We start from the raw sequence: 25,431 nt of genomic DNA on the forward strand, positions 1-25,431 counted from the left end.
TCCGCCCTGGAGGGCGAATGCCTAGTTCACTAGCCATGCGCGTCGCTGCGCTGATCAATGCCCGTCCCGGCGAGCTACGCGCGGCGCTTGGCGGGTTCGGGCTGTTCTTCTGCGTGTTCGCCGGCTATTTCATGCTACGGCCGATTCGCGAGTCGATGGGCATTCAGGGCGGCGTCGAAAACCTGCAGTGGCTGTTCACCGCCACGTTCTTCGCCATGCTGGTGGCCGTGCCAATGTTCGCCTGGCTCAACTCTCGCGTGGCGCGCATCCATTACATCGATTGGGTGTACGGCTTCTTCTGCGCCAACCTGCTCTTGTTCGCCGGGTTGTTCTTCGCCCTGGAGGACAGTGTCTGGCTGGCGCGGGTGTTTTACGTATGGATCTCGGTCTACAACCTCTTCGTCGTTTCGGTAGCCTGGAGTCTGATGGCCGATGTGTTCGATGCGCCTCAGGCACGCCGGCTGTTCGCATTTATAGCCGCAGGGGCCAGCGTGGGTGGGTTGGTAGGCCCTGCAATGAGCGCGTTGCTGGTAGGTGCGCTCGGGCAATTCGGCCTGATACTGCTGGCCGCGCTGTTGTTGGCCGCGGCGGTGGCGATCAAGCACTACCTCATGGCTTGGCGCGAGGTGCTGGGCGCCGGGCGCCCCGGTGCCGAACACGCTGAAAGTCCAAAACGTCCGGTAGCCGGCAATCCATTCAGTGGCCTGACGCGGGTGTTGGGTTCGCGCTACCTGCTGGGCGTCGCTGTGTTCGTGTTGTTGCTTACGACAGCCAGCACCTTTCTCTACTTCGAGCAGGCAAGGCTGGTCGCCGAGCTGTTCCCGGACCGTGCAGAGCAGGTGCGGGTTTTCGGCGCGATCGATTTCGTGGTGCAGGCGGGTGCATTGCTCTCCCAGCTGTTCATCACCGGGCGGATTGCCCAGCGCCTGGGTGTTCGCGTGTTGCTTGCCGCAGTGCCGGCATTGGTTTGCCTGGGATTTATCGGCCTGGCCCTGGCACCGACCTTTGCCGTACTGGCTGCGGTGATGATCGTCCGCCGCATCGGCGAATACGCTTTTGTGCGACCTGGCCGGGAAATGCTCTTCGCGCCGCTGGACGCCGAGAGCAAGTACAAGGCGAAGAACTTCATCGACACCGTCGTCTATCGCGGCGGCGACGCCATGAGCGGCTGGGCCAAGAGCCTGCTCGACAGCCTCGGCCATGGCGCCTGGCTGGTTGCCTTGGTAGGTGCAATCTGCGCAGCGGTCTGGGGTGTGGTGGGCTGGTTTATCGGTGGACGGGCCGATCGCGCCAGCAAGGGGGAGGGCGCGACCGGATCAAGGCGTTGATGGCACAATGCCTGTCTCTTGGTTTTTAGACAGGACGTCATCATGCGCGCCATTCCACCGTTGTTGCTTCTTGCCATTCTTTCCGTCACCGGCTGCAGCATCAAGCAGAACATCACACCCGTCAGCCTCAGCGCAGAGCTGGCCCCGGAGATCTGTGCGATTCCGGCCACAGGGCTTAGGGCAGGCTTCAATACCACCTATCAACAGTTACTCCGCGATAAGGGTTTCAACGTCCGCCAGTTGGCCGCCGGGAGCAGTCCGAATCGCTGCTCGCTGAGCACCACCTACACTGGCATCTGGCGCTGGGATCTGCTGCTGTACATGAGCTACGCCGACATCCGCGTCTATGAGCATGGCCGCCAGGTAGGGCACGCCGAGTATGACGCTCGCTGGGGTGGTGGACGACCGGACAAGTTCATCAGTGCCGAGAACAAGATCGCCGAACTGACTCACCAATTGTTTCCCAACGGCGCCCATGGTCTCGGCGCTGTTGCTGAAACGACCGCCGTTGAAGCACCGATGAGCAAAGATTCGTATCGCCGGCATCAGCTGCAGCAACTGATGAGTGAGAACCTGCCGTACGATCAGTACCAGCAGCGCTACCGCGAGCTGATGCAGGACTGAGGCGACGCTTGGACGGCGCTCGGAAGCGAGCTGGGCTCTGATTACCCCAACCAGACGAAGCACCTGAACCTCGTGGGCGTGTACGCCTCGAATCCTAGTAAGTACGTCATCTATCAGGAGTAGTCGTATGCATGTTCAGGTCAATAGCAACCATATTCCCGGCAGTGTCGAGCTGCACGAGTGGGTCGGCACGACCGTAGAGGATCGTCTCGAGCGTTTCGACGACTTCCTCACCCGCGTCGAAGTCCACATCAGTGATGAAAATGCGCAAAAGGCAGGCGCTGATGACAAGCGTTGCCAGATCGAGGCGCGACCCAAGGGGCATCAGGCCGTGTCCGTGACGCACAAGGCCGAATCGTTGCAGCTTGCGGTCGATGGAGCGGCGGACAAGATGCAGCATGCGCTGGCAAATCTGATGGGCAAGCTGGACACCCGCGTACTGTCCAGCGGTGAGTTGAATGATCCACTGCTCGATGAACAGCCGCAGGCGGTCAAGGATGCGATGCTCGAAGAGGAATTTCTGGAAAAGCAGGACGAACTCGACAAGTGATCTTTGAGCCCCGGCCAAGTGCCGGGGCGAAACCTATTAGCCCCTTACCCGCCCGCCTGCTTCCGCGCGTTCGCCGTGGCGGATCAGGCCTGCGCATCCGGTAAATCTAGATGCAGATCATCCTCGTGCGACACGGAAGACCCGACCACGCCGCGGCGAACTGGAGCACGCCAAAAAACATGAAGGCCTGGGTAGAGCGCTACAACGCTGCCGAGGTTGTTGCCGCGGAACGCCCGGATAGTCTGGTTGAGCTTGCGGGGTCGGTTGGTGTCGTGGTTTGCAGCTCCTTGCAGCGCTGTATCGAATCGCGGTCGCACTTGGAGTGTGATTGCTGTGAGGTACCTGACCCAGTCTTCGCCGAACCACACCTGCCGTACCCGAACTGGGGCTTGCCACTGTTGCCGTCGCGCCTCTGGCGCCTGGCGTTCCGTACGGCATGGTTCTTTGGCTTCGCCAGCCATACCGAGCACATTCGCGAGTCCACCGAGCGCGCCAGCGCCGCAGCAGATCGATTGATCGAACTGGCCGAGGCCCGTGAAAGCGTATTGCTGATGGGCCACAAGATCATGAATGCCCTGATCGCCCGGCAGCTGCGTCAGCGTGGCTGGAAGGGGCCTGCACTTCCGCTGCTCACCGGCTACTGGCAGCCGAGCCGCTATACCAAGGCTTGAAGGCTGCTCACCAGCTTCATCCGTGTGATCACTACTGTAGCTGTTCACCTCCGGTCATTCTGGAGCCGCTTTGGCTTGCCAGATGAAACGTTTCAGCTACCTTGAGCAGGAGTCATAACAACAAAGGGAATCTTCATGACACGTTTGCAGCTTCTCCTCGGCCTCGGCGTTTGCCTGGCCACCCCTGCCATGGCCTGGGAACAGGTGCTGATCGATCACGACAAGCCCGCGCAAAACTGGCGCATCACCAGCCAGGAGCTGGGTATCGATGTGGCGAAACCGTTCTCGGTCAGCATGCGCACCTTGCATGGTGGACGGCAGGAAGGCGTCAGCCTGATCGAGATCGACAACGGCACCATGCGTATGACCGTCGTGCCCACACGCGGCATGAACGTGCTGGAAGCAGTTGCTGGAGATGTGCGCCTGGGTTGGGATTCCCCGGTGGATGAAGTGGTCAACCCGGCCTTCATCGAGCTCAACGGGCGTGGCGGTCTGGGCTGGCTGGAGGGGTTCAACGAGCTGGTCACGCGCTGCGGCTTCGAATGGGTCGGTCATCCCGGCGAAGACAATGGCGACCTGCTCACGCTGCATGGCCGTGCGGCCAACATTCCGGCCTCGCGCGTGGTGCTGCAGATCGATGAACAGCCACCTTATGCCATTCGCTTGCGCGGCGAGCTGCAGGAAAAGGCCTTCAAGAAGCTGGACTTCGCAATTCTCACCGAACTCAGCACCGAGCCGGGCCGTGCTGGCTTCTCGCTGCACGACACACTGACCAACCAGGGCGACTACCCCAAGGAATATCAGGCGCTGTACCACACCAACTTTGGTACGCCGTTGCTGGAGGAGGGTGCGCGCTTCGTTGCGCCGGTCAAACAGGTATCACCCTTCAACGCCCGCGCAGCCGAGGAACTGAGCGACTGGCAGGGATACCGTGGCCCGACCAAGGACTATGACGAGACGGTATTCAACGTAGTGCCCTACGCAGACGAACAGGGCGAGACGCTGACGATGCTGCACAACCGCGCCGGCAATCTTGGTATCAGCGTCGGGTTCAATACCCGTGAGCTGCCCGTGTTCTCGCTATGGAAGAACACCGATACCGAGAAGCAGGGCTACGTGACGGGGCTGGAGCCTGGTACTAGCTATTCCTACAACCGCCGTTATCAGCGACCGCTTGGCCTGGTGCCGAAGATCGGGCCGGGCGAGCAGAAGCACTTCCGGGTGCGCTACGAACTACTGGCCGATAGCGACGCAGTGAACGAGGCCCGCAAACAGATTGAAGCGTTGCAGGCCGGACGCGATACAGAGATACGTAAAGCCCCGCTGGTTGACCTTACCAAGGACTAATACGCCTCCGGGCCACACAAGTGACGATACGCGAACCCTTGGTGAGGTGATGTCGTCCTGACAACCTCTGAAAGACGTCCCGAAGGCTCTAGATATAGGGTTTGACGCATGAGAGGCTGATGGAAAGTTCCCGAGACGGCGCAGGTATAGCGAAAGGCTTACAAGAAGGTGCGATGTTCGCCACTTCTGCGGTCTGCGACAGGTAATTAATCTACACCCACTCTGAAGCGCAGGATGCGCTCAGGATCAGGATGATCGACCATTGCCAGGAGGGCGCTCGAAGGGAATTCGGAAAGGTCAGAAAAAACCCGCTTCGGCGGGTTTTTGCTTTTTGGGCTATCACGTTTGCGGGCCTCGCCGTCTTGGCTATTACGCTTCGCGGTGAACCATCAATAAGCCGTCATCAATTGCTGAGCTAATCAGGTAATTAATAATCGCCTGATTATTTAGGACGAAAAAAAGCCCCGCCGAAGCGGGGCTTTTTTGTATCAGGCGTCTTAGGAGACTTGAACCTGATCAGCCTGCATCCCTTTCTGGCCTTTAGTAGCCATGAAAGAAACCGCTTGGCCTTCGCTCAGGCTTTTGAAGCCTGCGCTTTCGATTGAACGATAATGAACGAAAAGATCTTCGCTGCCATCGGTCGGCGTAATAAAGCCGAAACCTTTTTCATCGTTGAACCATTTAACTGTGCCATTTTGACGAGTAGACATGAGTATCTCCCAGGTGTTTTAAGGCTGCAGCACTGAAGCATTCAGGGCCGAGACTGAGAAGCGAGAATCAAAACGAACCGAGGAGATGAAACAGAGAAACATCATGCCGGGTGTCGAAGTGTTAATTGCGAAGCAGTGGGGGCGAATATACGCACATTTAAATATAAGTACAGCGTTCTTTATTATTTTTTGTGAATTAGGCGCAGCCCAGAGGAGCTGAAACTCTGGGATTTAGAAGTTAACTGGCTGTTGGTAATCAATATTTGTATGAGAAGGCCGGGCAGGAAAGAATGGCTTTAGAAACTTCTTCACCGTCATCGACTATTGGAGATCGCAGGCGATTTTGATCTAGGCAAAAGAGCCGCTCCGGGGTGATAGCTCGGCGCTGAATCATGCTGGCGGAGCGTGTAAGCGCTGGGGCCGGCGGCGAGACATCGAAACAGTGCGATTGTTTCCGCTATAGCGAAAGGCTTACAAAAAACCCAGTTTTTTGCTCTTCAGCGCCTGCATCCAAATGATTAATCTATGCCCACTCTGAAGCGCAGGATGTGCTCAGGATCAGGATGATCGACCACCGCCAGGAGGGCAGCTGGAAGGACTCGGTAAGGTCAGAAGAACCCGCTTCGGCGGGTTTTTTGTTGCCTAGGAAAAAGCGGGTTCAGCATCCGAGGCCTGTCTTTAACACGCTGCTTCAGATGGCACCGAAATGTTCAGCCAGCATCGAGCAGGCCGCGGATCTTTATCAGCAGGTCAGCGCCTTCGAACGGCTTGAGCACCAGGTCCATGCGCTCCTCTATGAAGCCCTCGCGACTCGATGCGTTCTCTGCATAGCCGGTCATAAGCACCACCGGCAGCGTCGGGCGCTCGCGGCGTGCCCATTCGGCCAGCTGACGCCCTGAGAGGCGGGGCAGCCCGACGTCGGTCAATAGCAGATCGATTGACGGGTCGGCCTCTAGCAGGGATTGCGCAGTCTCCACGTCACCTGCCTGGCTGCACCGGTATCCCGCCTCGATAAGCGTCTCGGCGATCAGCATGCGGACGCTGGGCATGTCTTCCACCACCAGCACGTGCTCATGGCCGACCAGGCGTGCCGAGCCATCGAGCACAGCGGTGGGCGTCGCTGCCTGTTCGCCGTTGGCGGCGGGCAGCAGCAGGGTAACCTTCGTCCCCGCACCGAGCGTGCTGCGGATGCTCGCGTCGCCACCTGACTGCAAGGCAAACCCGTAGATGCTGGACAGGCCCAGGCCCGTGCCGCGACCCTGGGGCTTGGTGGTGAAGAACGGATCGAAAACCTTGTCCAGCACACTGGGCTCGATGCCCGTGCCGTCATCGCTGACGCACAGGCCGATATAGCGCCCTGCGGCGAGTTCCGGCTTCTCACTGCCGTCCGATGGGAACGTACTGATGCGGATATGCCCACCTTTGGGCAGCGCGTCGCGGGCGTTGATCACCAGGTTGAGCAGGGCGCTCTCGAACTGGCTGACGTCCACGCGGGCCACCGCGGGCTCGTCAGTGAAGTCGAACGTCAGCGTGATGCGTTCGCCGATCGTGCGCCGCAGCAGGTCTTCCAGTGAGCGGATGCGCTCGTTGAGGTCCAGTGCCCGTGCGTCGAGTGGCTGTTTGCGGGCGAATGCCAGCAGGCGATTGGTCAGCGACGCCGCACTGCGCGCCGAGCTGAGCGATGCATCGGCAAAGCGCAGCACGCTATCGGCACGGCCTTCGATGATGCGCTGCTTCATCAGCTCGATACCGGTGATGATGCCGGTGAGCAGGTTGTTGAAGTCGTGGGCAATGCCGCCCGTGAGCTTGCCCAGGGCGTCCATCTTCTGCACCTGAAGCAACTGTTCTTCGGTGCGCGCCCGCTCGGCGACCTCATGGGCGAGCTGGCTGGTGGTGGTCGCGATTTCCTGCCTTTGAGCGCGTTCGCGGTGGCGTTGCGCGGTGACGTCCTCGACGAACACCAGGCCCAGACCCTGGGCGCGGTACGGAGAAATCTGCCATTCGGTCTCACGCGTTTCGCCATTGACGCGCATCTGCAGCGGCGTGCGCCAGCGCTCGCCAGCCTGCAGATGCGCACGTAGTTCAGCGAGTATCTCTTCCTGGCCGTCAGCGACGCTTTGCGACAGGGGAGAAGAAGGGCTGACGGCGCCAATCAGCAGTTCGAACGCATGGTTGCATTCATGGAGCTGCAGTTCGGCATCGAGTACCGCAATGGGCGCGGCGACATGAAAGAAGATTTCCCGGAAGCGTGCTTCGCTGTCACGCAGCGCGCGCTCGGTGTCGCGTACGCGCAACAGCGTGCGCAGGGTCGCCAGCAGCACATCTGGATCGACCGGATGGATCAGATAGGCATCTCCACCGGCATCGAGTCCGGTGATGATGTCGTTGGTCTCGATGGATGCGGCTGAAACGTGAATCAGCGGCAACAGCGCGGTGTTCGGGTCGGCGCGTAGTTGGCGGGCGATGTCGAAGCCGCTCATATCAGGCAGGTTGACGTCGAGGATCAGCGCATCCGGTATGGCGTTGCTGACCAGTTCCAGCCCTTCGCTGCCGGTACCCGCTTCCAGGACCTGATAGCCGTGGCGCTCCAGCACCCGACGCATCGCATAGCGCGTCGTGGCGTTGTCATCGACTATCAGTAGAAGGCTTTTACGTTCCATCGGATCGCTCCGGTTGGATCGCTAGCGGGAGGATGACGAAGAACTCGGAGCCCTTGCCCGGCTCGCTTTCCAGGCCGACCCGGCCACCGAGCAGTTCAGCAAAACGCTTGCACAGCGCCAGGCCAAGGCCGGTACCACGCAGGCGCTTCTGCAGTGGCGAATCGACCTGGGCGAAGTCCTCGAAGAGGCGGTCGTGCAGCTCGGGGGCGATGCCGATACCCGTGTCGCAGACGGCGAAGCGGACCTGCTGCGGGTTTTCCATTCGCGCCGACACGCGCACCACACCCTGTGGCGTGAACTTCACCGCGTTAGAAATGAAGTTGCGCAGAATCTGTGCGAGCTTTTTGTCATCGGTATAGAGCCGTGGAATGCCGTCCGGCTCTTCGAAGATGAGGTCCACCGGCGAGCCTTCGACGATGGGGCGAAACATGCCGCGCAGCGCCGAGAACAGGTCGAGCATGTCGAACCAGGCCGGGGAAATGCTCACGCGCCCGGCCTCGATCTTGGCCAGGTCGAGCAGATCATCGACCATTTCACTCAGTTCGCTTGCCGCTGAGCTGACGAAGCGCACCTGCTTGTGCTGCTCCTCACTCAGCGGCCCGTCCAGTTCGTCGCTGAGCAGGCGGGTAATGCTGAGTATCGACCCCAGCGGCGTGCGGAACTCGTGGCTCATGTATGACAAGAAGCGGCTCTTCAGGTCCGAGGCCTGGCGTAGTTGCTCGGCTTGGGTGTCCAACTCGGCATACAGCGCCAGCACACCCTGATTAGTTTCTTCGAGCTCGGCGCGCAGCGATTCGTTTGCATGGCGCAGTTGCTCGAGCTGGCCGGCGTAGTCGGATTCGGGGGACGTCGGATCAGCCACGGGAAGCCTCCAGATTGAGCGCCAGCACGGTCACGTCGTCGCGACCGCGACAGAAGTCCCGATGCAACAGAGCGGCGACGATGGCCGGATGACGATGAACCAGCCCAGGGTAGTCGCGCAGGTTCCAGCGCGATTGCAGACCGTCGCTGTAGAGCACCAGCAGCTGAGCATCGCCCCGGGGGTAGTCGAAGACATGCGCCTTGCGAAAGCGCACGCCGACGATGCCGGGGTGCGAAGCCAGGCCGCGCGAGCCTTCGCTGCCGATCAGGCTGGCGCCGATATTGCCGATGCCGGCGAAATCCAGCGTCTGGCGGTGGCCGTCGAAGTGCGCGATGGCCGCCGCACCGCCGCGACTGCCGTTCATCGCCTGATGCATGTTACTGAACAGCGTGAACGGTGAATCGAGAGGGGTTTCTGCAAACGCCTCGGCACCCGCCCGAGCGGCTTGCTGAGCAAGTTCGCCGTGGCCGATGCCATCGATGACCAGTGCGCTGCAGCGTGCCTCGTCGAAGGCCAGGTGCCAGACGTCACCACAGGCCGTTTCGCCTGGATAGGGATGTTGGCTTACGCCGACGCGCCACTGTGGCGGCTGCACACCGCGGGGAAACAGTTGTGCCAGCACCACCGAGCCGCGGCCATCAGAATAGGCGTCGAATACCTGGGCCTGCCGGGCCAGCGCGCCGAGGCCTATGCCCTGGGTGCCGCGGGTAGAAAAACCGTCCGTCAGGCACTGCGCGAGGTCGAAGCCCGGTCCGCGGTCGACCGCGATGATCTCGACACCGCGCCCCTCTTGTCCATGCACCACCCGCAGATGCATTTCGCCGCGTCCGGCGTGCTTGAGCACGTTACTGCCCAGTTCGGTCACCAGCAGCGCGACGCGCCCGGCATCGGTGGCGTCGAAGCCATGCTGCTCGGCCAGCCGCTGGGCGACCCGGCGGGCATGACCGATCTGGCTGTTGTCTTCGATCAGCAGGACCTGGGTAACGCTTCCCTGAATGTTCATATCCACCGCGTGATGGTGATACGGGTACCCACGCCAACCGTGCTGTCGAGTTCGAACTCGTCCACCAGCCGCTTGGCGCCGGTCAGTCCCAGGCCAAGGCCGCTACCGGATGTCCAGCCATCGGTCATGGCCAGCTTGAGGTCTGCGATGCCAGGGCCTTCGTCGCGGAAGGTCAGGCGCACACCGACGCGTACGCCGTCCTCGATGACCTGCCAGTCCATGTCGCCGCCACCACCGTAGACCACCGTGTTACGCGCCAGCTCGCTGACGGCGGTGACCAGTTTGGTCTGGTCGATCAGCCGCATGGCACATTCCTGGGTCAGCTTGCGCACGGTCTGCCGTGCCAGTACGACATCCTGCTCGAGGCGCACCGGCTGGCTGCCGTTGCTGCGCACGATCATTGCGCGGCCACGCGGGCACGCAACAATTGCATGCCTCGTTCGACGTTCAGCGCTGTGCTGACGCCTGGAAGCTCAAGGCCGAGCTCTACCAGGGTGATCGCAACGGCCGGCTGCATGCCGACCACCACGGTTTCGGCGTCCATGATCCGCGACAGACCGGAGATGGTGCCGATCATGCGACCGATGAAGGAGTCGACCATGTCCAGCGCGGAGATGTCGATCAGCACGGCCTTTGCCGAGGTCGCACTGATGCGTTCGGCCAAGTCGTCCTGCAGGGTCATCGCCAGTTGGTCGTGCATATCGACCTGGATGGTGACGAGCAGAAACTCGCCCATCCGCAGAATGGGTATGCGATCCATTAGACGGCCTTCGTCACGGTGAGGCCCGAACGACGCAGGGCCAGTGCCAGGGCGTCGGCCAGGCTGGCCTTGGTCACGATGCCTTGCAGGTCCAGCCCCAGGTGCACGATGGTCTGTGCGATCTGCGGACGTACGCCGCTGATGATGCAGTCGGCACCCATCAGGCGAATGGCGGTGACTGTCTTCAACAGATGCTGAGCCACCAATGTATCGACCGTCGGCACGCCGGTGATATCGATGATGGCGATTTCCGAACCGGTATCGACGATGCGCTGCAGCAACGATTCCATCACTACCTGGGTACGCTGCGAGTCAAGGGTGCCGATCATCGGCAGGGCGAGTACGCCGTCCCACAGTTTGACCACCGGCGTCGACAGCTCCAGCAACTCTTCCTGCTGGCGCTTGATCACCTCTTCGCGGGACTTCTGGAAAGTGCGCACGGTGTACAGCCCGAGGCTGTCGATTAGCTCGGATACCGCCCACAGCTGCTCGGCGAATACCGCCGGCTCGTTGGCGTACTCGCTCTGCAGCAGAGTCATCAGCGGACGCTTGATGGCGAAGATGAAACCGGCGGTCTGCTGCGAGTCGAGACCCAGCAGTGCGCGGCTACGCGAGAGCTTTTCCAGATACAGACGCATGCCATCCCAGGCCGGACCTTGAATGTCGGCAGAGCCGTCTGCCGTTCCGCTGATCAGCTGGCGGACGAAGTCGACGGCCTGCTGAGCAAGCTCTTCGGGCTTGACAGCGTGATAGCCGCCGAGGCTTTGCAGGTCGGACTTCCAGCTGCTGAGCAGTTCGGCCTGGTTGCGGGTGATGGTGTCGAGTGTGCGTTGCAGCAGGGCCGCCATAGGTCTAGCTCCAGATTTGGCTTGATCGTCCATGTTCACCATGGCGCGTTAATAGGAATAGATACCCGCCTTGCGGCGATGTTCCACAGTGCCAGCGGTGGCTTGGCAGCTTTTCGGTATTTCCGACAAAAAAACTGGGAGATAGTAGCAAATGGGCATCAGCTACACGCAGAGATTCGGGACCCGGACGAGCAATCAGCTGGGCGCCACGGCATCGATCTGCTCGGTCAGCCATTGCAGCGCCGAGTCGTTCTGCCGCTGCGCGACGCTGACGATATCCAGCGCGAAGGTGCCGAGATCGAACGGCAGATCGAAGATTTGCAGCGGCAGTAAGGTGGCGAAATAGCGTGCCAGCTGGGTCGGCAGTACGGCGGCGAGGTCGCTGCTGGCCACGATGTGGGCCGCCTGCAGGTAGTTCGGTGTGGTGTAGACGACCTTGCGTTCAAGCCCTTGAGCCTCCAGCCACTGGTCGACCATGCCGCGGGTCTGGCCGCCATGCACCCACAGGTGGCGCAGGCGCAGAAAGCTCTCCAGGTCCAGCCCCGCCCTGAGCAGCGGGTGGTCGCGGCGTACTGCTACCTGCAACGTCTCGCTGGCCCAGCGGCGTACGTGAAAGCGCGACGGCACCTCGAGAAAGCGCCCGAGTACAAGGTCGACTTCGCCATTATCCAGCGCATCGACCGGTAGAGTTGGCGTCAGGTGCTGGATGGCCAACTGGATTCCTGGCGCGTGCTCGGCCAGCCGCCGCATCAGCGCTGGCATGCAGATCAGCTCCACATAATCGGTCACGGCGATGCGGAAGCGCTGCTGGCTGCGCGCCGGATCGAAGGCTTCGCCGGCAATCAGGCTGTGCTCGATCTGCTGCAGCGCATGGCGGATCGGCGCTTCCAGTGCCAGCGCCCTTGGCGTCGGCTGCATGGCACGCCCCGCACGCACCAGAAGGGGGTCGTCGAGCAATTCGCGCAGGCGATTGAGCGCATTACTGACCGCCGGCTGGCTGAGCGACAGCCGCTCGGCGGCACGAGAGACGTTGCGCTCGCGCAGCAGGGCGTCCAGCACGCGGAGCAGGTTGAGGTCGAAGTTGTAGATATTCATTTGGTGAATTCGAAACATCACAAGACTAAATTTCAAAAATAGTAGCGTCTTCGTCTATGGTTGGTCTCCAGTTTTTCCAGCCTTGCAACGAGGACAGCTGCAATGAGCCAAACCCGCTTCGATATCCAGACCGCCGCCGTGATCGGCGCGGGCACCATGGGCCGCGGAATCGTCATGAGCCTGGCCAACACCGGCGTGCAGGTGCGCTGGCTGGACAACAATCCCGAGATGCTCGAGCAGGCAGTGGGCGCGGTGGCCGACACCTACGCACACAATGTGCGCCAGGGCCGCATCGACGAGGCCGAAGCTACCGCGCGGCGCGGGCGTATCGCCAAGGCTGCCGATTACCAGGCGCTGGCGGACGTGGATCTGGTGATCGAGGCGGTCTACGAGAACCTCGAACTCAAGCAGAAGATCTTCCGCGAGCTGGACGGCATCGTGAAGCCGAGCGGCATTCTGGCCAGCAACACCTCGGCGCTGGATATCGACGCCATCGCTGCCGTCACCAAGCGCCCGGAGCAGGTCGTGGGCCTGCACTTCTTCAGCCCGGCGCACATCATGAAACTGCTGGAGATCGTCCGCGGCGCGAAGACTTCGAAAGCGGTGCTCGAGGCTTCTACCGAGCTTGGCAAGCGCATGGGCAAGGTCAGCGTGATCGCCGGCAACTGCCAGGGTTTCATCGGTAACCGCATGCTCGCCACCTACGTGCGCGAGGCGCGGATGATGCTGCTCGAAGGCGCCTACCCGCATCAGGTGGACGCCGCGCTGCAGGGCTTCGGCTTCGCCATGGGCCCGTTCCGTATGTACGACGTGGTCGGTATCGACCTGGAGTGGCGCGCCCGCGAGCTGGCCGGCAAGGACCAGGACGAAGCCGAGGTGCAGGTGGATAACCGTCTCTGCGAGCTGGGCCGCTTCGGCCAGAAGTCGCGGATGGGCTACTACCGCTACGCCGAGGGCAGCCGCCAGGCCGAGCACGATCCGGAAGTGGATGCGCTGGTGCAGCGTGAGTCCGAGCGGCTCGGTTATGAGCGTCGCGAGATTGGCAGTGAGGAAATCCTCGAGCGCTGCCTGCTGGCGCTGGTTAACGAAGGCGCGAAGATTCTCGAGGAAGGCATGGCTGAGTCCAGCGCCGATATCGACACTGTCTACCTCTATGGTTACGGCTTCCCCGCCGAAGTCGGTGGGCCGATGACCTGGGCCGATCGTCAGGCCTTACCCGCTATCCGTGATCGCTTGAATGCCCTCGCCGAGCAACACGGCGAGCACTGGAAGCCTGCCGAGCTGATCGACAGCCCGGCCACCCTCGGCGGCCGCTTCGCTGACTACAAGAAGGAGGCTTGAGCATGGAATACAAGGCCCCCCTGCGTGACATGCGCTTCGTGCTGCACGAGCTGTTCGACGCCACCAGTCATTGCGAATTGCTCGGCAACGGCCTGGACCGCGAGCTGATCGACGGCGTGCTGGAAGAAGCCGCGCGCTATACCGGCGGCGAGATCGCCCCGCTCAATCGCAACAGCGACGAAGAGGGCGTAACCCTGGAAAACGGTGAGGTCCGCACGCCGCAGGGTTTCGTCGAGGCGTACAGGCAGTACGTCGACAACGGCTGGGCGAGCATGACCGGGCCGACCGAGTACGGCGGCCAGGGCTTTCCGCAATTGGTAGCCTGCAATTTCCATGAGATGCTGATGGCGGCGTCCCTGTCCTTTCGCATCTACTCGGGCCTGACCGAGGGCGCGGTGCTGGCGCTGTACAAGCACGGCAGCGACGAGCTGAAGAACGCCTATCTGGAAAAGCTGGTCAGCGGCAGCTGGAGCGGCACCATGTGCCTGACCGAGCCGCAGGCCGGCACCGACCTCGCGCTGCTGCGCACCAAGGCCGAGCCTCAAGTGGACGGCAGCTACAAGGTCAGCGGCAGCAAGATCTTCATTTCCGGCGGCGAGCACGACATGAGCGAGAACATCGTGCATCTGGTGCTGGCGCGGCTGCCGGATGCGCCAGCCGGGGTGAAGGGCATCAGCCTGCTGCTGGTGCCCAAGTTCATCGCCAACGTCGATGGCACGCCAGGCGAGCGTAACGCGCTGTCCTGCGGTGCGATCGAGCACAAGATGGGCATCAAGGGCGCGGCCACCTGCGTGATGAACTTCGATGGCGCCACCGGCTGGGTCGTCGGCGAGCCCAACCAGGGCCTGGCGTGCATGTTCACCATGATGAATGACGCGCGTTTCCAGGTCGGCCTGCAGGGCCTCGGGATTGCTGAACAGGCTTATCAGGGTTCGCTCGCCTATGCCCGTGAGCGTCTGCAATCGCGCGGACTGGCTGGCGTGCAGCACCCGGACAAACCGGCCGACCCGATCATCGTGCACCCGGATGTGCGCCGCATGCTGCTGACGCAGAAGACGCTGGTCGAAGGCAGCCGCATGCTGGCCGCCTACTGCGCCCGGCAGCTGGACCTCGAGCACGGCCATCCCGAGCCGAGCTATCGCAAGGCAGCAAGCAAGCGCGCTGCGTTGCTGATACCCATCGTCAAAGCCTTCTTCACCGATATGGGCCAGGAAGTCGCGAGCCTCGGCGTGCAGGTCTATGGCGGGCACGGTTATATCCGCGAGTGGGGCATGGAGCAGCTGATGCGCGACAGCCGCATCACCCAGCTCTACGAGGGCACCAATGGTATCCAGGCGCTCGACTACATTCGTCGCAAGCTGCTCGGTGATGGCGGCGCGGAGCTGTCCGCGTTGCAGGCGGAATTCAGCGAGGTTTGCGACCGCCAGATCGACCGGCCGGCACTGCATGAGATGGCCAGCAAGGTGCAGGCACGTATCGGCGAGTGGCGCGAGTTGAGTGCCGAGATTATTGCGGCGACAGGGCGCGATCCGCAGGAGATCGGTGCAGTGTCGATGGATTTCCTCCAGTACTCGGCCTATGTCCTGTTGGCCGGGCTGTGGCTGCAGGCGGCAGGTCGCGCGCAGGATGCGTTGGGGCAGGGCAGCGGTGAAGAGGCGTTCTATCAGGCCAAGCTGGCCAGTGCGGATTTCTACCTGCGCCGTTTACTGCCGCGGGCGAGTGCGCATCGGGAAGCGATTCAGGGTGGTGCCGGGTGTTTGATGGCGTTGCCTGAGGCGGATTTTGCGTTTTGAGTGAGGCTGACCCGCGCGGGGCTCGCAGTAGATCAAAGTCGGTTTACTAGCGATGCCTAGTTTTGTCCGAGGCCATTCCTTGCTCCCTTCACCCCTAAGCCGGACGCCCCAACCCTCTCCCCAGTGGGGAGAAGAATTGACGAGTGACGGTAGGACGCGGTGCTGGGCTACAACACAGAACTACCCCCTCTCCCTCCGGGAGAGGGCTGGGGTGAGGGCGCTTTTTTACTTGACCGCCTTTGCCAAAGCCGAAACAAAACAATCAGGAGGCAGCATGCATCCGTTCAGCTTTGCCACAACCGCTCAATTGATCTGTGAGCCCGGCTCTTCTCGCCGTTTGGCCAGCCTCTGCAAGGAGCGCGGCGCGCGTTCCGTATTGGTCGTCACCGATCCGGGCATCACCCGTTTCGGCCTGCTCAACGAAGTATTGCCTGGCTTCGAGACCGAAGGATTGCAGGTCGCCGTCTACGACCAGGTCATCGCTGATCCGCCAGAAAATATCGTGATGGCTGCGGTCGAGCAGGCTAAAGCGTGCGGTGCCGATCTCATCATCGGCTTTGGCGGCGGCAGCTCCATGGACGTCGCCAAGCTGGTGGCGTTGCTGGCGCATCCGGCCTGTGGCCAGTCACTGCAGGACATCTATGGTGTCGGCAACGCCAAAGGCCAGCGCCTGCCCCTGATCCAGGTGCCGACCACCGCCGGCACCGGCTCGGAAGTCACGCAGATCGCCATCATCACCACCGGCGAAACCACCAAGATGGGCGTGGTATCGACTCTGCTGCTGCCCGATCTGGCGCTGCTCGACGCCGATCTCACCCTCGGATTGCCGCCTGCGGTCACCGCAGCGACAGGCATCGATGCCATGGTGCACGCGATCGAGGCTTACACCAGTGCGTTGAAGAAAAACCCCATGTCCGACCTGTTGGCCCGCGAAGCGCTACGCCTGCTGGCCGCCAACCTCGACGAGGCCGTGCATAACGGCAGCAACCGCGAGGCACGCCAGGCCATGCTGCTTGGCGCCTGCCTGGCCGGGCAGGCATTCGCCAATGCGCCGGTGGCGGCGGTGCATGCCTTGGCCTATCCACTGGGTGGCAATTTCCATATCCCGCACGGGCTGTCGAACGCACTGGTGTTGCCGCAGGTGTTGCGCTTCAACGTCAGCGCGGCGACCACGCATTACGGTGAGCTGGCGCCGATCATTCTCGGCGATCGTCTGCGCACGGATGACCCTTCGACCTACGCCGAACAGCTGATCGAGGAATTCGAGCAGATGAGCGCTCGCGTCGGCCTGCCGACTCGTCTACGCGATGCCGGCGTGCCGGAGGAGATGCTGCCGCAGCTGGCCAAGGAGGCGATGCTGCAGCAGCGCCTGCTGGTCAACAACCCGCGCGAAGTCACCGAAGCCGATGCGCTGGCGATCTATCGCGCTGCCTATTGATTCGGTCGGCACACGCCATTGACTGCGGTGTGCCGGTCTGCTGAACAAGGATTTTACGAATGGCCGAACAACCGCAGCCCCTGCGCGCTGATTACCTTCACTTCCAGCCCATCACCACGCGCTGGCACGACAACGACATCTATGGTCACGTGAATAACGTCGTCTATTACAGCTATTTCGACAGCGCGGTGAATGCCTATCTGATCGAGCGCGGCGGGCTGGATATCCACGAAGGGGGCGTGGTTGGCTTCGTGGTCAGCTCCTCCTGTGACTACTTCGCCTCCATTGCCTTTCCGGATGCGCTAGATGTCGGCATGCGGGTGCGAAAACTGGGCAACAGTTCGGTGCAGTACGAGTTGGCGATCTTCAAGCAGGGCGAAGACGAAGCCTGCGCAGCGGGCCGCTTCGTGCATGTCTTCGTGGATCGCGCGAGCAATCGGCCCACGCCGATCCCGGATGAGCTGCGTCAGGCGCTGGAAGCATTGCAGGTGTGACGGTGTAGCTTAGAGGGCGTGGCACGGCCGAGGCTCGGCCGAGGCTCGGCCGTGCAGTTCAGTGGGCCAGTTGGATCGCCCTACAGATCGTTTGAGCCAGAGGGCGGGGCAGCTGCGCCCACTCAATGGCGATGCTTGTGCTTATGTTTGTAGTGCCCCTTGGCTTTGCCCGGATGCCCGTAGTAGCGGCGGTCGTCACGGTAGCGGCGATCATTGCGATAGTCATCATCGTCGCCGTAGGCATTGCCGATGGCGCCGCCGGCTCCACCTCCGACCGCAGCACCGATGAGACCACCCGTGCTGCCGCCGACACGCTGGCCGATCACGTTGCCACCCGCCGCGCCCAGGCCGCCGCCGATGGCCGCTTCGGTGCGGCTGCGTTTGTCCGCGCCGACCATGCCGCCCGCAGCTCCGCCAACGCCTGCACCGATCGCAGCACCGGTAGAGCCACCCAGATGCTCGCCGACCACGGAGCCCAGAGCGCCGCCAAGTGCGCCACCGACGGCGGCTTCAGTGTTGCTGCCGGCGAATGCCGCGCCGCTGAGCAGGCTGGAAGACAACAGGAAAATCGAGGCGTACTTCATGGTGTGATCCCATATGTGGAATTGCGCCGTGATCCTCACGTGCCGTTCCGCTTCGGGCAAGAGCGTCCCGACGAAATGCGTGATGCAGTTCCCGTTTGCTAACTCTTTGATTTGGCTCGGGAACTAGGGCGCTTTTCGGATGGTCTCAGCTCGCTTGTGGAGCCTAGATTAACCCGCTCCATACTTAATCAAATTGCGCGGATAGCGGCGCGGCGGGGCTGTAGACCCGCGGTGGGCTGTGGTGCGGTAGGTGAATCAGATTAAGGTTATGCCGCTGCGCCCATTGGGCGGCCAGCCCGGTTGGTGAGGACAGACTTACCAGCGTCGGAATGCCGGCTCGCTGTACCTTGTGCACCAACTCCAGACTGCAGCGGCTGGTAACGATAGCCAGGCCGCTATCGGCGACGCAGCCGGAGCGGGCCATGGCGCCAATCAACTTATCCAGAGCGTTATGTCGACCGATATCTTCGCGGCCCAGGCTTATCTCTCCATTGGCACCCATGAACAGCGCTGCGTGGACTGCGCCGCAATCGCGGCCCAGCGGCTGAAATGCCTCGATACGTTGGCGCAGGTCCTGTAGCCAGCTCGAAGGCGGAAGCGCTGACGCCGGCATTACCGGAAGACGGGGCAGCGCGTGCTCCAACGCTTCGACACCACATAGTCCGCAGCTGCTGGTGCCCGGTAGCTGGCGACGCTGCTGCTTGAGGCGCCAGAACGCGCGGCTGGAAATCTCCAGCTCGGCGCGCCTTGCGCTGCCCCGGCCGAGCAGACGAATGTCGTAGATATCGTCCAGCGAATCGACGAAACCATTGGCCAAGCTGAAACCGACCACGAAATCTTCCAGATCGGCCGGCGAGATCATCATCACCGCCTGGCTGAGCCCGTTGTAGGCAATTGCCAGAGCGCACTCTTCGGCAAGGTCGACTGCGCACTGCCCATCCTCGTCGATGGGCTGGTAGCAATAGCGCTGACTGGCGCCGCTGGGAGGTTGCGTGGCACCTGCAAAGCCAGCGGACAGGCGAGACGGTGCGTTCATCGGCAGCTGGGTCCCTAATGATCCTGCAGGGCCGGCGTGCCTGAAGGCAGGCCGGCAGATAGGGTTATGACCCCGGCCGGCCGTGGACGATTCACCGTTTGTCGTTCTCTGCCAGCATGTCGCGCACTCGTTTAGCGAGCGCATCCAGGTTGAACGGCTTGCTGATCATGTCCATGCCCGGCTCGAGAAAATCTGCACTGGCAGCCTGCTTGGCGTAACCGGTCATGAATAGCACGGGCAGGTCAGGATGCCGTTGACGTGCGACGTCGGCCAGCTGGCGGCCATTCATGCCCGGCAACCCGACATCGGTGACCAGCATGTCGATGGCAGGCGCGCTTTCGAGAAGGCGAATCGCCGCGTTTCCGTCAGCTGCCTCCAGCGCCTGATAGCCAAGCATCTGCAGTACGTCGATGACCAGCAGGCGCACCGCAGGGTCATCCTCGACTACCAGCACGGTTTCACCCTGTTGCGCATGCAGCGTGCCCTCCGGCTCCATTGCCGCTGCAGCAACCGCAGCGGCGGCCTGATCCTCGAAAACGGGCAAATACAGGCTGACCTGCGTGCCTTCGCCAGGCTCGCTGGCAATCTGGATATGGCCGCCCGCCTGGCGAGTGAACCCGTACACCATCGATAGCCCGAGACCGGTGCCCTGGCCGATCGGCTTGGTGGTGAAGAATGGTTCGAAGACACTGGCCAGCACTTTGGCGCTCATGCCGCAGCCGCTGTCGGTCAGGCACAGGATGACGTAACGCCCTGCGGGTAGATCGCCGACTTCGCCTTGTCGCTGCAGTTCGGTATTGCGGGTTTCGAGCAGCAGGGTGCCGCCGTCGGCCATGGCATCGCGGGCGTTGATGACCAGATTGAGCAGCGCGCTTTCCAGTTGGTTCTCGTCGCTGGAAACGGGCCATAGCCGTTCCTGCAGCTGATTGCGGATCTGGATATGGCTGCCCAGTGTGCGGCTGAGCAGGTCGTGCATCGACTCGATCAACTGGTTCAGCTCGACACGCTTGAGATTCAATGGCTGGCGCCGGGCAAAGGCGAGCAGACGGTGGGTCAGCGCCGCGGCACGGTTGGCCGAAGTCACGGCGGCATCGATAAAACGCTGGGTTTCGCCATGGCGGCCGGACTGGATGTAGCGCTGGATCAGGTCGAGGCCGCCGATGATGCCGGTCAGCATGTTGTTGAAGTCGTGAGCGATACCGCCGGTCAGCTGGCCTACCGCTTCCATCTTCTGCGCCTGACGCAGTGCTTCCTGCGCCTGTTCGCGGCTGGCCATTTCCTTGAGCAGCCGCTCGTAGACTTCCGCCAGCGCCTGGGTGCGCTCCTGAATGCGGCTCTCCAGCGTCTCGTTGAGTTCTCGCAGGGCCTGTTCGGCGCGCCAGCGTTCGGTGACATCCAGCGCCATGACAAAGAAGCCCAGTACGGCTCCACGACCATCGCGACGGGGCAGGTAATGCACCAGCATCCTGCGCATTTGCCCGTCCCGGTGCGGGCTGTAGGCTTCGAAGGTCACGTCCTTGCCGGCGAGCGCGTCGCGAATGCTCGCCTGGCGTTCGACATAGCCTTTTTCGCCGAGCACTTCGCGTGCAGTCTTGCCCAGCAGCCATTCGGTCGAGTGGCCGAACCAGTCGGAGTAGTAGCGATTGTTGAAGCGAAAGCGCTCTTCTGCATCGACATAGCCGATCAACACTGGCAGCGCGTCGGTGACCATCTTCAGTTCGGCTTCGCTCTGGCGCAGGGCGTCTTCGCTGGTTTGCTGACGGGTAATGTTCATTACCGCGCCGGGGAAACGCAGCGGCCGGCCTTGCTCATCGCTGTGGCAGCGGCCGCGGGCCAGTGCCCAGCGTGTCTCGCCATCGGGCTGCTGAAGTCTGTAGCGTACGTCGAGGTTGCCGCGTTCGGCGATACAGCGCTCGAGTGCCATTCGCAGTTGTGGCACGTCGTCGGGGTGGACGTGCTCGAAAAAGGCTTCGCTGCTCAGCCCCTTTGGCCCGGATTGCTCCACGGGCAGGATTCGTGAAAGCTCGGCGCCAGGTGGTATTTCGCTGGCATGGATGGCCCAGTCCCAGATGCCGATCAGGTCGCTGGCTTCCAGTGCTAGTTGCAGGCGCTGCTCGCTGGCGCGGTGCACCTCGGCGCTCAGCTTGTAGTGCAGGGCGGTCTGCGAAAGGCGGGTTTCGGTGCGCACCCGTTCGCTGGTTTCGCTGAGGCACAGCAGCAGGCCACCAACACTGTGTGGCGCGTCGCGAATGGGGCTCAGGGCGAGATCGAACCAGGCTTCTTCCAGCTGGCCCGCCCGCTCGATGGCCAGCTGCTGATTGCGCAGCACCCGGGCTTCGCCTCGGTGCTTGCTGTCGCAGGCCGGATCGAGCAACTCCCAGGTTGCGCCCCAGCGCTGGCAGGCAGGCTGGCCGAGTTCGCCGGGGTGACGATCGCCGATCAGTGCCGCGTGGGCATCGTTATACAGCTGCAGCGCCTGGTCGCCCCAGAGGATGCACATCGGCAGAGGTGCTTCGAGAATGGTGTCGAGTAGCAAGCGCAGCGAGGCCGGCCAGGTATCGGGCGTGCCCAGCGCAGTCGCGCCCCAGTCGTACCGGCGAATCCGCTCGCTCATCTCGCTGTGACTGTGGGGCCAGAGTTGGGCGCCTACTGCTGCCATGTTGCTTCCTATCGATCATCCGTGGCTTAACTACGAGCGTTGGCAGCTACGCCACAGCTTCGCTGTTTCAATGTGCGTCGACCCTGGCTCTTCCTGAGCCGGTTTCCGCCGACGGCAACTGTTGCGTAGTGTAAAGCTTCCGGCTGCCGGACGGCAGCGCCAGCCGTCACGCCAGGGCGTTGCGAAGGCTGCTGGCAAGGTCGAGGTAGTCGCCGACCGCGGCAAACTCCTCAGTATCCTTGGGTGCGCGGCGGCTGTCCGGCTCGCGCACTGCCAGCAAATGAGCGATGCCGAAGTGTCTGGCACTGCGCAGGATCGGCAAGCTGTCGTCGATGAATAGCGCGCGCGCCGGGTCGAAATCCAGATCCTGACGCAATGCATACCAGAACTGCGGCTCCTCTTTAGGGTAGCCATAATCGTGCGAGCTGATCAGCCGATCGAACCACGGTGCCAGCTCGATCTTTTCCAGCTTCAGCGACAACGAGTCGCGGTGGGCATTGGTGATCAGCACCACGCGCTTACCTGACTCGCGCAGCGCGGCGAGAAATTCGTCGGCCGAAGGGCGCAGTGCGATCAGCTCGGCGATCTCGCGCTTCATCTCGCGAATCGGCAAGTTGAGTTCGCGGGTCCAGTAATCCAGGCAATACCAGGTGAGCTTGCCGACGTGTTCGTTAAACAATGGTGCCAGCTCCAGCTCGGCCATGGCACGGCTGATACCGTGCAGTTCGGCGTAGCGTTGCGGCAACAGTTCGAGCCAGAAATGATTGTCGAAGTGGAGATCCAGCAGCGTGCCGTCCATGTCGAGCAGAACGGTATCGATTTCGGACCAAGGCGGATTGGCAGTCATGGGCAGGCTCGGGGTGGCGGTGGATGAGGAAGGGCGGCAGCGGTCAGTTGGTCGCAAAGCACTCGCGGCCAGCGCAAAAAGCCGGGTTATGATAGCTGCTCGCGTTTCCAGGAGTTCCCCATGCGCCAGAAACCCACTGTGCTAGCCCGTGAGATCGTCGCCAGCAGCCGCCTGTTCCGTGTCGAGGAGCTGCAACTGCGCTTTTCCAACGGCGTCGAGCGTACATACGAACGCCTGGTTGGCAAGGGCAGCGGCTACGGCGCGGTGATGATCGTGGCGCTGGCCGACGCGGAGAATGCGCTGTTGGTCGAGGAATACTGCGGCGGAACCGACAGCTATGAGCTGTCGCTACCCAAGGGCCTGATCGAGCCGGGTGAAGACGTTCTAGAAGCGGCCAACCGCGAGCTCAAGGAGGAGGCCGGTTTCGGCGCGCGTCGTCTGGAGCTGCTGACCGAACTGTCGCTGTCGCCGGGCTACATGAGCCAGAAGATCCAGGTGGTGCTGGCTCGCGATCTCTATCCCGAACAGTTGCCTGGTGACGAGCCCGAGCCGATGCGCCTTGAGCAGGTGAGCCTGCATGAGCTGTCGAGCCTGATCCAGCATCCTCAGTTCAGCGAAGGTCGTGCGCTGGCCGCGCTTTATCTGGCCAGGGACCTTCTGACCCAGCGCGGAGAGTTCGGTCAATGAGCCATCCTTATCTGTCCTCAGTCATCGATCTGGTGCGTCAGGCCGGCGACGCAATCCTGCCGCACTGGCGCAGCGAGCTGGTGGTGCAGGCCAAGGCTGACGAATCACCGGTGACGGTGGCGGACATGGCCGCGCACCAGGTTCTGGTGGACGGGCTGCGCGCATTGGATAGCGGCATCCCGGTGCTCTCGGAGGAGGATTGCGAGGTGCCGCTGGCCGAGCGCGCCAGTTGGACGCGCTGGTGGCTGGTCGACCCGCTGGATGGCACCAAGGAATTCATCGCCGGCAGCGATGAGTTCACCGTCAACGTCGCGCTGATCGAAGAAGGCAAGGTGCGCTTCGGTGTGGTTGGGATACCAGCCTCCGGGCGCTGTTACTACGGTGGTGAGGACTTCGGCGCCTGGTGCAGCGAGACGTCCGGCGCGACGGAACCGTTGCGCGTGCGTCAGCAGCATGCAGACGCCTTCACGGTGGTCGCCAGCCGGCGTCACAGCAGTCCCGCGCAGGAGCAGCTTTTGAGCCGTCTGGGTGAGCGTTTCGGTGAGCTGACACTGGTCAATGTGGGCAGTTCGCTGAAGCTCTGTCTGCTGGCCGAAGGAGCCGCCGATTGCTATCCGCGCCTGGCGCCCACCTCGCAATGGGATACGGCTGCAGCGCAGGGTGTCCTGGAAGGCGCCGGCGGGGAAGTGCTGGATGTCAGCGGTGCGGCGTTGCGCTACGAGGCACGGGAAACCTACCTGAACCCGTCATTCCTGGCTCTGCCCAAGGGCGTCGATTGGCGCGACTGGCTGATCGAACTGGCCAATCGCGAGTAACCCGGCGCGCCTGCCTTGAGCGGGCATTGCCGACTAAGCAAGCCGCCGCAGACGCGTGCAATGCAATCCTTCGCTTATTTGTGCAGTACGAACTGCCCGGTGAAGCGTACGGCATCACGGCCGTCGGCCGCGAGGATGCGGCTCTTCAGCTCCAGGCGCGAACGGCCGCGTCGGCGATAGATGGACTCGAAACGCTCCCAGGCCTCGGGGCTTGGTGCTGAGCATATCGCTATCGCATCGTCCACCACGGGCAGCGGATATTCGATCTGCCCTTCGTGAATGACGATGTGGCCGTCCTCGATGCCCGCCTCGCGCAGGCGCAGATGCAGCCAGCCCCAGCCTGCCAGCACCGAAGCGCAATACAGACTGCCACCGAACATGCTGCTCTTGTGATTGATGTTCGGCTGCAGTGGTACCTGCAGGCGCAACTCGTGGTTTTTCCACTGCTCGACGCGCAGCCCGAGTGATCGGGTCAGCGGGATGTCGTGATGGAGGATGGCTTCCAGGTAGCGGCTATCGCGGCTCATGCCGGGGAGGTTCCTAAACGTTACGAAGATACAGACAGACGCCAAGCATGACTCCTGAGTCACGCTTTGGCCAGTCCGTTCTCGCCATTTGCAAGGCCGACAGAGGCCGCGCCGCGCCTGCGCTGCGGGTGATCCGGATCAGTGCTTTTGGGGGCTGCAGCGATGCTCGATGGTGCGCCGAATTAGCCAGCGGTTTTGCTTCGGTAGGCGCAGTAACCCGGGCGCGGACCAATGCGCGGGTGGTTGCGACAAGTGTCCGGGCGCTTGGCATAGACCGTGCAAAGGCGGGTCTTGTGGTCCAGGTAGAGGCAGTCGCCATTGGTCAGGCGTGTCAGCGTGAAGATCTCATGCTTGTGATTGAAGTGTTCGACGATACCGGCTTTGCTCAGGCGCTTGGCGACGTTCTTCGCCGGCTCGTCGCGCTCGAAGGCATCGACGAGCTCCAGGCGGATCAGGTCATCGATGCGCACCTCTACCGGCAGCGTGCAGCAGGTTGCATGGCAGTCTCGGCACAGGCCGGCGCTATAACGCACCCAGGTTTCCAGGCGTTCCGGGTCGGCGGAGGCGATCACTTTGTTCTTCACGGGCTGTCTTCGGACAATTGAGGCGCGCGGATCATAGCGAGTCGCCCGACGATTACCAGTGCCTTCCGACGGCGGTGGTGACCGGACAGGCGGTAGCGCAGATGTAAAGGAAACCTGCAAACCTTTCAGGAACGTTTTAACGGAGGTGAACGGGCGCGTCTGCCGCGA

The 25,431-nt window shown here is 62.2% G+C and carries 25 protein-coding genes; 11 read left to right on the forward strand and 14 right to left on the reverse strand.

The window, feature by feature from the left end:
- Positions 1–17 precede the first annotated feature (17 nt).
- The 5 genes from CXK91_RS08560 to CXK91_RS08580 all read left to right on the forward strand — a co-directional run bounded on the left by CXK91_RS08560 (position 18) and on the right by CXK91_RS08580 (position 4,520).
- Complete coding sequence (locus CXK91_RS08560; protein WP_103455736.1) at positions 18–1,328, forward strand: NTP/NDP exchange transporter; 1,311 nt, start codon at positions 18–20, stop codon at positions 1,326–1,328.
- A gap of 42 nt (positions 1,329–1,370) precedes the next feature.
- The gene (locus tag CXK91_RS08565; protein ID WP_103455737.1) at positions 1,371–1,952 is read left to right on the forward strand and encodes an Sbal_3080 family lipoprotein; all 582 of its coding nucleotides are present in this window, start codon (positions 1,371–1,373) and stop codon (positions 1,950–1,952) included.
- 127 nt (positions 1,953–2,079) lie between these two features.
- Positions 2,080–2,502 carry an HPF/RaiA family ribosome-associated protein gene (locus CXK91_RS08570; RefSeq protein ID WP_103455738.1) on the forward strand — a complete coding sequence of 141 codons (423 nt, stop codon included), beginning with the start codon at positions 2,080–2,082 and terminating at the stop codon, positions 2,500–2,502.
- Between the two features lie 110 nt (positions 2,503–2,612).
- Entirely contained in the window at positions 2,613–3,173 is a 561-nt protein-coding gene (locus tag CXK91_RS08575; RefSeq protein ID WP_103455739.1) for a fructose-2,6-bisphosphatase, read from the forward strand.
- A gap of 135 nt (positions 3,174–3,308) precedes the next feature.
- A complete protein-coding gene (locus CXK91_RS08580; RefSeq protein ID WP_103455740.1) occupies positions 3,309–4,520 on the forward strand; it encodes an aldose 1-epimerase family protein in 1,212 nt (403 codons plus the stop codon).
- 497 nt (positions 4,521–5,017) lie between these two features.
- Here CXK91_RS08580 and CXK91_RS08585 read toward each other — a convergent pair whose 3' ends face one another.
- The 8 genes from CXK91_RS08585 to CXK91_RS08620 all read right to left on the reverse strand — a co-directional run bounded on the left by CXK91_RS08585 (position 5,018) and on the right by CXK91_RS08620 (position 12,458).
- On the reverse strand, positions 5,018–5,230 hold the full coding sequence (locus CXK91_RS08585) for a cold-shock protein (protein ID WP_003281102.1): 213 nt from the start codon (positions 5,228–5,230) through the stop codon (positions 5,018–5,020).
- Positions 5,231–5,940: 710 nt separating this feature from the next.
- On the reverse strand, positions 5,941–7,890 hold the full coding sequence (locus CXK91_RS08590; protein ID WP_103455741.1) for a response regulator: 1,950 nt from the start codon (positions 7,888–7,890) through the stop codon (positions 5,941–5,943).
- The gene (locus CXK91_RS08595; protein WP_103455742.1) at positions 7,880–8,752 is read right to left on the reverse strand and encodes a sensor histidine kinase; all 873 of its coding nucleotides are present in this window, start codon (positions 8,750–8,752) and stop codon (positions 7,880–7,882) included. Before CXK91_RS08595 ends, CXK91_RS08590 begins: the two co-directional genes overlap by 11 nt.
- Positions 8,745–9,755, reverse strand: a complete 1,011-nt coding sequence (locus CXK91_RS08600; RefSeq protein WP_103455743.1) for an ATP-binding protein — start codon at positions 9,753–9,755, stop codon at positions 8,745–8,747. The genes CXK91_RS08595 and CXK91_RS08600 overlap by 8 nt, the downstream gene beginning before the upstream one ends.
- Positions 9,752–10,156, reverse strand: coding sequence for an ATP-binding protein (locus tag CXK91_RS08605; RefSeq protein WP_103455744.1), 405 nt, complete (start codon positions 10,154–10,156; stop codon positions 9,752–9,754). Before CXK91_RS08605 ends, CXK91_RS08600 begins: the two co-directional genes overlap by 4 nt.
- Complete coding sequence (locus CXK91_RS08610; protein WP_041015300.1) at positions 10,153–10,515, reverse strand: STAS domain-containing protein; 363 nt, start codon at positions 10,513–10,515, stop codon at positions 10,153–10,155. Before CXK91_RS08610 ends, CXK91_RS08605 begins: the two co-directional genes overlap by 4 nt.
- Positions 10,515–11,363, reverse strand: a complete 849-nt coding sequence (locus CXK91_RS08615) for an STAS domain-containing protein (RefSeq protein WP_103455745.1) — start codon at positions 11,361–11,363, stop codon at positions 10,515–10,517. Before CXK91_RS08615 ends, CXK91_RS08610 begins: the two co-directional genes overlap by 1 nt.
- A gap of 195 nt (positions 11,364–11,558) precedes the next feature.
- On the reverse strand, positions 11,559–12,458 hold the full coding sequence (locus CXK91_RS08620; RefSeq protein WP_103455746.1) for a LysR family transcriptional regulator: 900 nt from the start codon (positions 12,456–12,458) through the stop codon (positions 11,559–11,561).
- 102 nt (positions 12,459–12,560) lie between these two features.
- Between CXK91_RS08620 and CXK91_RS08625 the strand changes: the two genes are divergently transcribed.
- From CXK91_RS08625 to CXK91_RS08640, 4 genes are all read left to right on the forward strand, one after another.
- The gene (locus CXK91_RS08625; RefSeq protein WP_103455747.1) at positions 12,561–13,799 is read left to right on the forward strand and encodes a 3-hydroxyacyl-CoA dehydrogenase; all 1,239 of its coding nucleotides are present in this window, start codon (positions 12,561–12,563) and stop codon (positions 13,797–13,799) included.
- 2 nt (positions 13,800–13,801) lie between these two features.
- Positions 13,802–15,592: an acyl-CoA dehydrogenase C-terminal domain-containing protein gene (locus tag CXK91_RS08630; protein ID WP_103455748.1), complete on the forward strand. Its 1,791-nt coding sequence runs from the start codon at positions 13,802–13,804 to the stop codon at positions 15,590–15,592.
- A gap of 274 nt (positions 15,593–15,866) precedes the next feature.
- Complete coding sequence (locus tag CXK91_RS08635; RefSeq protein ID WP_103455749.1) at positions 15,867–17,030, forward strand: iron-containing alcohol dehydrogenase; 1,164 nt, start codon at positions 15,867–15,869, stop codon at positions 17,028–17,030.
- A 59-nt stretch (positions 17,031–17,089) separates the two neighbouring features.
- Positions 17,090–17,524: an acyl-CoA thioesterase gene (locus CXK91_RS08640; protein WP_103455750.1), complete on the forward strand. Its 435-nt coding sequence runs from the start codon at positions 17,090–17,092 to the stop codon at positions 17,522–17,524.
- Between the two features lie 122 nt (positions 17,525–17,646).
- On the opposite strand, the gene CXK91_RS08645 is transcribed toward CXK91_RS08640, so the two are convergent.
- From CXK91_RS08645 to yrfG, 4 genes are all read right to left on the reverse strand, one after another.
- A complete protein-coding gene (locus CXK91_RS08645) occupies positions 17,647–18,108 on the reverse strand; it encodes a YMGG-like glycine zipper-containing protein (protein ID WP_103455751.1) in 462 nt (153 codons plus the stop codon).
- A gap of 184 nt (positions 18,109–18,292) precedes the next feature.
- A complete protein-coding gene (fdhD, locus tag CXK91_RS08650; RefSeq protein WP_103455752.1) occupies positions 18,293–19,144 on the reverse strand; it encodes a formate dehydrogenase accessory sulfurtransferase FdhD in 852 nt (283 codons plus the stop codon).
- A 91-nt stretch (positions 19,145–19,235) separates the two neighbouring features.
- Positions 19,236–21,803, reverse strand: a complete 2,568-nt coding sequence (locus tag CXK91_RS08655; RefSeq protein WP_103455753.1) for a PAS domain-containing protein — start codon at positions 21,801–21,803, stop codon at positions 19,236–19,238.
- A gap of 166 nt (positions 21,804–21,969) precedes the next feature.
- Positions 21,970–22,650 carry a GMP/IMP nucleotidase gene (gene yrfG, locus CXK91_RS08660; RefSeq protein ID WP_103455754.1) on the reverse strand — a complete coding sequence of 227 codons (681 nt, stop codon included), beginning with the start codon at positions 22,648–22,650 and terminating at the stop codon, positions 21,970–21,972.
- 120 nt (positions 22,651–22,770) lie between these two features.
- Between yrfG and nudE the strand changes: the two genes are divergently transcribed.
- Complete coding sequence (gene nudE, locus CXK91_RS08665) at positions 22,771–23,337, forward strand: ADP compounds hydrolase NudE (RefSeq protein ID WP_103455755.1); 567 nt, start codon at positions 22,771–22,773, stop codon at positions 23,335–23,337.
- Positions 23,334–24,152: a 3'(2'),5'-bisphosphate nucleotidase CysQ gene (cysQ, locus tag CXK91_RS08670; RefSeq protein WP_103455756.1), complete on the forward strand. Its 819-nt coding sequence runs from the start codon at positions 23,334–23,336 to the stop codon at positions 24,150–24,152. The genes nudE and cysQ overlap by 4 nt, the downstream gene beginning before the upstream one ends.
- A gap of 74 nt (positions 24,153–24,226) precedes the next feature.
- On the opposite strand, the gene CXK91_RS08675 is transcribed toward cysQ, so the two are convergent.
- The gene (locus CXK91_RS08675) at positions 24,227–24,679 is read right to left on the reverse strand and encodes a thioesterase domain-containing protein (protein WP_103455757.1); all 453 of its coding nucleotides are present in this window, start codon (positions 24,677–24,679) and stop codon (positions 24,227–24,229) included.
- Positions 24,680–24,861: 182 nt separating this feature from the next.
- Positions 24,862–25,263 carry a YkgJ family cysteine cluster protein gene (locus CXK91_RS08680; RefSeq protein ID WP_103455758.1) on the reverse strand — a complete coding sequence of 134 codons (402 nt, stop codon included), beginning with the start codon at positions 25,261–25,263 and terminating at the stop codon, positions 24,862–24,864.
- Positions 25,264–25,431 lie beyond the last annotated feature (168 nt).

The organism is Stutzerimonas stutzeri, from assembly GCF_002909485.1.
Lineage (GTDB): Bacteria > Pseudomonadota > Gammaproteobacteria > Pseudomonadales > Pseudomonadaceae > Stutzerimonas > Stutzerimonas stutzeri_AH.